We start from the raw sequence: 6,110 nt of genomic DNA on the forward strand, positions 1-6,110 counted from the left end.
CTGCCCGTTAGCCAATCATGCAGCGCGCGAAACAGCGCTGCATCACAGAGGATGAAAATGAAATCAAAAAGCCGTCAATACTGCTACTACGGCTGGGAGAAGAAGGTCGATGAACTATGGTGCGGTAGAGCCCATCCGTTAGTCTGACTCCGACGACCACGGTGCATCACAGAATGTCGCTCCCTCTTGGGAAGCACTCATGGTAGATTAATCCTATTTTGGTTGTTGCACCAGCTCCAATTTTAGTGCCGTAGGAAGGATGCTTTCAATGGAAATTCTCATTGAACGCGCATGTGGTTTGGATGTTCATAAAGACTCCATTACAGCATGTGTAATGACACCAGAAGGAAAGGAGATTTGTACGTTTTCTACTAAAACAGTCTTTTTGTTGCAATTAATCGACTGGATTAAAAAACATGGATGTACTCATGTTGCTATGGAAAGCACAGGAGTCTTTTGGAAGCCAATTGTTAACCTGCTAGAAGCTGAGGATATCGAGTTTTTAGTCGTAAATGCCCAACATATGAAGGCACTACCAGGACGTAAAACAGATGTCAAAGATGCTGAATGGATCGCCCAACTTCTACGCCATGGACTTCTAAAAGCTAGCTTCGTTCCAAACCGCGATCAACGAGAACTTCGAGAGTTAGTCCGTTATCGCCGAAGCATTATTGAAGAACGGGCCAGACAGCACAATCGAATACAAAAGGTTCTAGAAGGAGCAAACATTAAACTCGGCTCTGTTGTTTCCGATATTATGGGCGTTTCCTCTAAGGATATGCTTCGCGCTATTGCAGAAGGTGAAGATGATCCTGAGAAATTGGCAAACTTCGCTCAACGAACACTGAAAAAGAAGAAAGCAGAACTTGAGCTAGCTCTTCGAGGTTACGTAAACCCCCATCAGCGTTTAATGATCAAGACAATTCTAACTCATATTGACTTTCTGTCCGAACAAATTGAAATGTTAGATCAAGAAATTGCAAACAGGGTTAGTTCGTATCAAGAAGACGTAGAACGCTTGGACTCCATACCTGGAATTGCCCCTCGGATGGCGGAACAGATTCTAGCTGAACTCGGAACAAACATAGAGAAACAGTTTCCTAGTGCGGCTCACTTATGTTCTTGGGCTGCATTAGTGCCTGGACATAATGAGAGCGCCGGCAAACGAAAGTCTTCCAAAGGCAAAAAAGGAAACAAATATTTAAAATCTGCTTTAACAGAAGCAGCGCATTCGGTAGGTGCATCCAAAAACTATCTTGGTGCAATGTATAGGCGAACTTTAGCACGAAAAGGCAGAAAAAGAGCTGCTATTGTTGTGGCCCATGCCATGCTAAGAATCGCTTATTATTTATTGACAAGAAAAGAAATGTATGTTGATCTAGGTGAAGATTACTTTGACAAACAGAAACTCGGAGCAATTGTACGGAATTCAGTTCGAAGGCTTGAGAGCTTAGGTTATAACGTTTCGATTTCGGAAGTCTCCTGATCCCCCCATTTCCTAGGCGCCGCTACACTTTAAAAAATGAAAGAGCAGCGTCTTCTTTCATGCTGCCCTTTTTCTGAGAATGCCCGATCTTTAATTTTCATGGTAGTTTAACGAATAAGTCCAGATTACAAATGACCTCACATTTTCCCTGCCCCACGTCTGGAATGAGATAAAGTTCTTATCAACAATCGGGAATAGGATAAAGTTCTTGTCATTTGGTTTTGACAAGAACTTTATCCCATAAACACAAAAAGCCGCTATTTAAGCGGCATTTAATGAGATAATGTTCTTGTCACCCGACAACAGGTGTAAATGTCTTATTGTCGGTTGTCGGTAGGAGTGTCGTGTCTAATGACACAAATCTCACTACATTAATGATACAAAGTTCCCTACATTTTAGCTACCCGCTCCGTTTTGTCAGCGACTTTGAATGAATGCGTCTTTTGAATGAATGTCTATTTGTATTACTCGCGTTGATACAAAAAAAACACTGCGTTTTACCCCAACGTGGTCAAAACCACTTTAGTTGGGCAAAAAGCTTTTAATTCTAAAGTAAATTATAAGAGTAGCGGCTAACCAGACAAGCAGCTCCCCCCACCAACTCTTTGATCGGTGAGATACCACAATTTCTGAATCCCGATCCCATGTTGTCTTACCAAGATCATATTTCAACTGCTGATAACCTCTTAAATGAAAAATTAGTGAGACAATCGGTAAGCCGGCCCCTTGCCCTCGCCACCATACGAGCACACTTCTTTGAAGGGCCTTACTAAACTTCGGTTTCTGGCCCTCCAAATCCCGAATCCTGATACCAAGGATCCATTTACCGGGTGTGGTTCCCCACAATTTTAAAAGGCATGCTTCAAATGGGATGGATAGCATAAGAGTCATAATTCCCAGAAATAATCCTTCAAAACGGGTATTGAAGAAAATCGTCGGTAAAATGTTCATGAGAATACCCAGTAGGAATGCTAAGATTAACATATCAAGTCCTCGTGCCCAATAGCGGGTCCAAGGACGTGCAACGTTATTTGCTAAGTTTTTGAAATGCAGTTCTTTGAACGATTCCGCCGCATTCCATTCTTGTCCAATTCGCTTAACACTTGTAACGCGCTTCAATTCACCTTTTTGAATCAAGTTATTCATTTCTTCCGTTGTAAAGGGGCCATTTTCCTGAACACCATACTTATAAAACCATTTTTCATCGTCTTGTACCATTCGGACCCCCATATATTTAAGATCTCTTTTGATCACCTTATGTGCACCTTAACCCATCTCTATTAACTGGACAACTATTTGCACCTTACTGCTCGTTACTTCAACGTAAACAGCAATCGATCGTTAGCTTACAATGATATTTTCTAGCGTGATTGTCAGAGCTTACTACTCGGGACTTTATCATCGATCCACCTACTTAAGCGGCTTTTTGGGACTATTAATGAGGCATTTCGTTATCTTTTAGGCACGTTACCAAGTCCAATTAATATCGAAAAGTAACGTATTCTCAATTAATTAAGTTCAATTCTTTTTGTACTCGTATTGAGATGGTCATCAGTAAACCATTTATAATAAAGCCGATTAGTATAAGGTTGAGAGAACGATCTGCTCACTTCCGCATCAACTGTAACGTAACTGTATTCTTTAATTTTCTTTGGTACGATCATCATCGGTAATCTAGCAACTTTATGGTCAATATATCCTTGATAAACCTTTCCGTTATAACTAGGGTCAAGTTTCAGATTGATACTTTGACTTGCTTCCAATGAACCCTGCCCAATACGATTGTACTGTTCAACATCATATTTGCAGCAAGTACCATCCTCGAACTCTTTTTTATTCTCCTCTCCAACTCCTAACATTTGTAGTTGAATTGAACCATCAGTATTATAATATAAATTTGTTGAGATGTGTCCGGGATCATTGTTGTAGTCCAACGATTGAGTGTAATAAACCAAAAATGCATCTTTTATGTCTCGAATCGGAAATTGTGCTCTATCACCAGCATTCCAATATAAATCATTAATCGAGTATGGAATGATAGACCAAAAGGGGTCATTTGTATCAGCCAAATCAATGACATAAATTCCGGTTATTCTACCCTTATAGATGCCGTCTGGGGAATCGATAGTCATCTTAGAATCAAAGCCTTCAGGATTAAACCCATTCCACCCCTTAGTGGTTAGGAAGTTCTTCCACATAGTAAACATATTTGTATTGTGCCAAAAAAATTCAGCTTGTGATTCCGCATGTTTATCAACTTCCAAATTTTCATTGTGCCTTAATTTAAAAATACGCTCGATAATCGTAACCGCTTGTGCACGATTAGATGATTCTAGGATTCCCAAGTCCCCCCGATCATTTAATCCGGTAATTAACCCAGTACTGGTGGCATCGTACATCCACTTTCTTGTATCAATGTTGTGCTTTTCTTTTTCCGTTGCTCTAACCGAAAGACGGGCCACTTCTTCTCGGGTAATGGGAGTATTCCAATCACCGCTATCAAAATCGCTCCATTGATGAATACCGGCATGAACTAGCGCGTTAACAAAAGGAGAATACCATTCTTGTTCATTCCCTTTAGGGATGTCAAGTTTAAGAGCCAGTGCCAACATCTTAATAAATTCAGCCCGAGTAACAGTTTGATCCGGATGAAAATTTCCATCTTCGAATCCATCAATATATCCTTTTTTTATAGCCTCTTTGACCGTGTTCTCAGACCAGTGGTTTTTTATATCTGGAAAAATTCGATTCAACATTTGCGACTTATCATTCATTGAAGCAAAGCTCGGTGTAATATAGGATTCAATAAGTAAGAATGTCATCAAAAGGGTTATTAAAGTCGTCGTTAATTTTTTCAAAATAATTAGATCTCCTTTCAAAATAAGTCGTATTATTTATTCGACACACTATTAGAGCTACCCTTTAAATGTAATAGCTAGCTGGTTCAGTAACCTCCCAGTTACTTGAATAAGGGAACGCTGCCGACCGCGGCGTCTGCGCCTCGTTTTGAACTATCGTATCCGTTAGTTGAACGTGACCTTACGGTATAACCCAAAATTTCCACCAGGGTCTTTCAACAATATTCAAACTGAGCATTGCAACGATTTGTCTAACTTCATCGATTTCTTCTTCAGTAGGACTTTCGAGACATTCATGAGTTAGGAAAATAAAATCTTTCCCATTTGAAATATGCCATACTTGAAATCTAGGAATTGAGGGAGCGGTATATGCAACTGTACCGTACTTCCCAAAACCACAGCTCCCTGACTCTTGAAAAAAAGATAGAAATCGTTCGTTAACTACAACATTTTTTGATAATTCAATTAGATCTTTCCCCGTGGAATTAGGAACTGTTCCACCTTTATAGATTGCATATGTAATTTCGATGGTGTTCTTTTTATTACCATTTCGTATTGGGTCCAGTGCTACTCGCTCATCAATCCGCCGGAGACTGGTTTCCAAGTCGACCTCAAGGACAAACACGTCGTCGAAGAGATCGATGAATTTGGGAAAATTCCGCGAACCACCGCAGAAGAATGTTACCGCCTCATCCTGATTGGCGACCAAAGCTTTTACTTTATCTACATGCCAAATGTGGTGTTCGGGTTTAAAGCCATCCGTTGGGGTACCAGTTTCCGGATCGCTCTTGATAAGCCAATTCACGATCACCATGAATGGCATGGTAGCCGCGCCGATGCAATTCGTTGCAGACCGTAGTTTTGCCAGCGCCGGAAACGCCTCCAATCAGATAATTCCTAATGCCCAAGGTTAGACCCTCCATTCAAGTGGATAAGCACAATATATTAGATGTTTCTATCTGACGCTAAACTGCCCGTTACTTTAATGAAAACAGGGAACAGCTGCCACGGCAATCTGCTCCCTGTATCCCTGTTTATTGTGCTATAGTTCGCCTTTAGCTTAAGTCTCTTTACGCTTCATTCTTAAAACAGCTCGTGCTTCACAATGAGGACAAGTCATATACCTTTCAAAATCCACTGCATTTAACGGGGAATCAACGTCAAGCACTTCAATTACATGACTTTCACAATCCGGACATTTAATGGATATGGTCGGATCGTTAGCTAATAGCTTTGTTGCTTCTATCCACTCCTTCTTCATCTGAAACCTCCTGCATTTGTGTTGCTGAACTATCGTATCCCGTTAGTTGAATTGTAATAAGGTAATTTCCTCACTTAGAGTAACCTTTGGATCCGAAATCTGGTACCTTTAACGATTTCCTCAACGATTTCCTCTGGCCGCTTGCGGTCGGCGTCCAGCAGGAATGGCTCATTAGTCAGTGACGCCATCAACTTATTCCGAAGGAAGAGCGAACGTTGGATATACTGTGCATCTCCTCGCTGACTGAGTCGAGCGGCGAGGGTTTCCGGTTCCGCATGCAGCACAACATAATAGAGTGTCGCGTCGAGATCCGACAGTTGGTCATAGAACCCTTGCAGCTCGTCTTCAACTACGAAATCGATAACAACATTTAGCCCATGCCTAAGCAAATTTCGAGTCACTGCAGTGATATTAAGCCAAGCTAGTTTCAGTCGTTCCTCCCAAGGCGGTTCGTTCTCCCCTCGGTATACATGAAGTAGAAGATCGCCCTCAATCAACGCGCATT

General features: G+C 41.3%; 6 protein-coding genes. 1 reads left to right on the forward strand and 5 read right to left on the reverse strand.

All coding sequences use genetic code 11. The annotated features are described in order from the left end of the window. Nucleotides 1-268: 268 nt before the first annotated feature. Nucleotides 269-1,486, forward strand: coding sequence for an IS110 family RNA-guided transposase (locus tag O9139_RS18015; RefSeq protein WP_270880676.1), 1,218 nt, complete (start codon nucleotides 269-271; stop codon nucleotides 1,484-1,486). Nucleotides 1,487-2,008: 522 nt separating this feature from the next. On the opposite strand, the gene O9139_RS18020 is transcribed toward O9139_RS18015, so the two are convergent. The 5 genes from O9139_RS18020 to O9139_RS18040 all read right to left on the reverse strand — a co-directional run. Next, entirely contained in the window at nucleotides 2,009-2,704 is a 696-nt protein-coding gene (locus tag O9139_RS18020) for an RDD family protein (protein WP_270880859.1), read from the reverse strand. Between the two features lie 290 nt (nucleotides 2,705-2,994). Then, the gene (locus O9139_RS18025; RefSeq protein WP_270880860.1) at nucleotides 2,995-4,344 is read right to left on the reverse strand and encodes an S-layer homology domain-containing protein; all 1,350 of its coding nucleotides are present in this window, start codon (nucleotides 4,342-4,344) and stop codon (nucleotides 2,995-2,997) included. Nucleotides 4,345-4,525: 181 nt separating this feature from the next. Further along, the gene (locus O9139_RS18030; RefSeq protein ID WP_270880861.1) at nucleotides 4,526-5,230 is read right to left on the reverse strand and encodes a hypothetical protein; all 705 of its coding nucleotides are present in this window, start codon (nucleotides 5,228-5,230) and stop codon (nucleotides 4,526-4,528) included. Between the two features lie 174 nt (nucleotides 5,231-5,404). Continuing rightward, nucleotides 5,405-5,605: a hypothetical protein gene (locus tag O9139_RS18035; protein WP_270880862.1), complete on the reverse strand. Its 201-nt coding sequence runs from the start codon at nucleotides 5,603-5,605 to the stop codon at nucleotides 5,405-5,407. Between the two features lie 74 nt (nucleotides 5,606-5,679). After that, nucleotides 5,680-6,110, reverse strand: a 431-nt coding sequence (locus O9139_RS18040; protein WP_270880863.1) for an AAA family ATPase, incomplete at its 5' end; no start/stop codon positions are given.

Source organism: Paenibacillus aestuarii (assembly GCF_027789125.1).
Taxonomy (GTDB): domain Bacteria; phylum Bacillota; class Bacilli; order Paenibacillales; family NBRC-103111; genus Paenibacillus_E; species Paenibacillus_E aestuarii.

Bases quoted from the DNA above. Each gene is read 5' to 3' on its own strand.
- O9139_RS18015 (WP_270880676.1), top strand. From the start codon at position 269: ATGGAAATTCTCATTGAACGCGCATGTGGTTTGGATGTTCATAAAGAC.
- O9139_RS18020 (WP_270880859.1), bottom strand. From the start codon at position 2,704: ATGGTACAAGACGATGAAAAATGGTTTTATAAGTATGGTGTTCAGGAA.
- O9139_RS18035 (WP_270880862.1), bottom strand. From the start codon at position 5,605: ATGAAGAAGGAGTGGATAGAAGCAACAAAGCTATTAGCTAACGATCCG.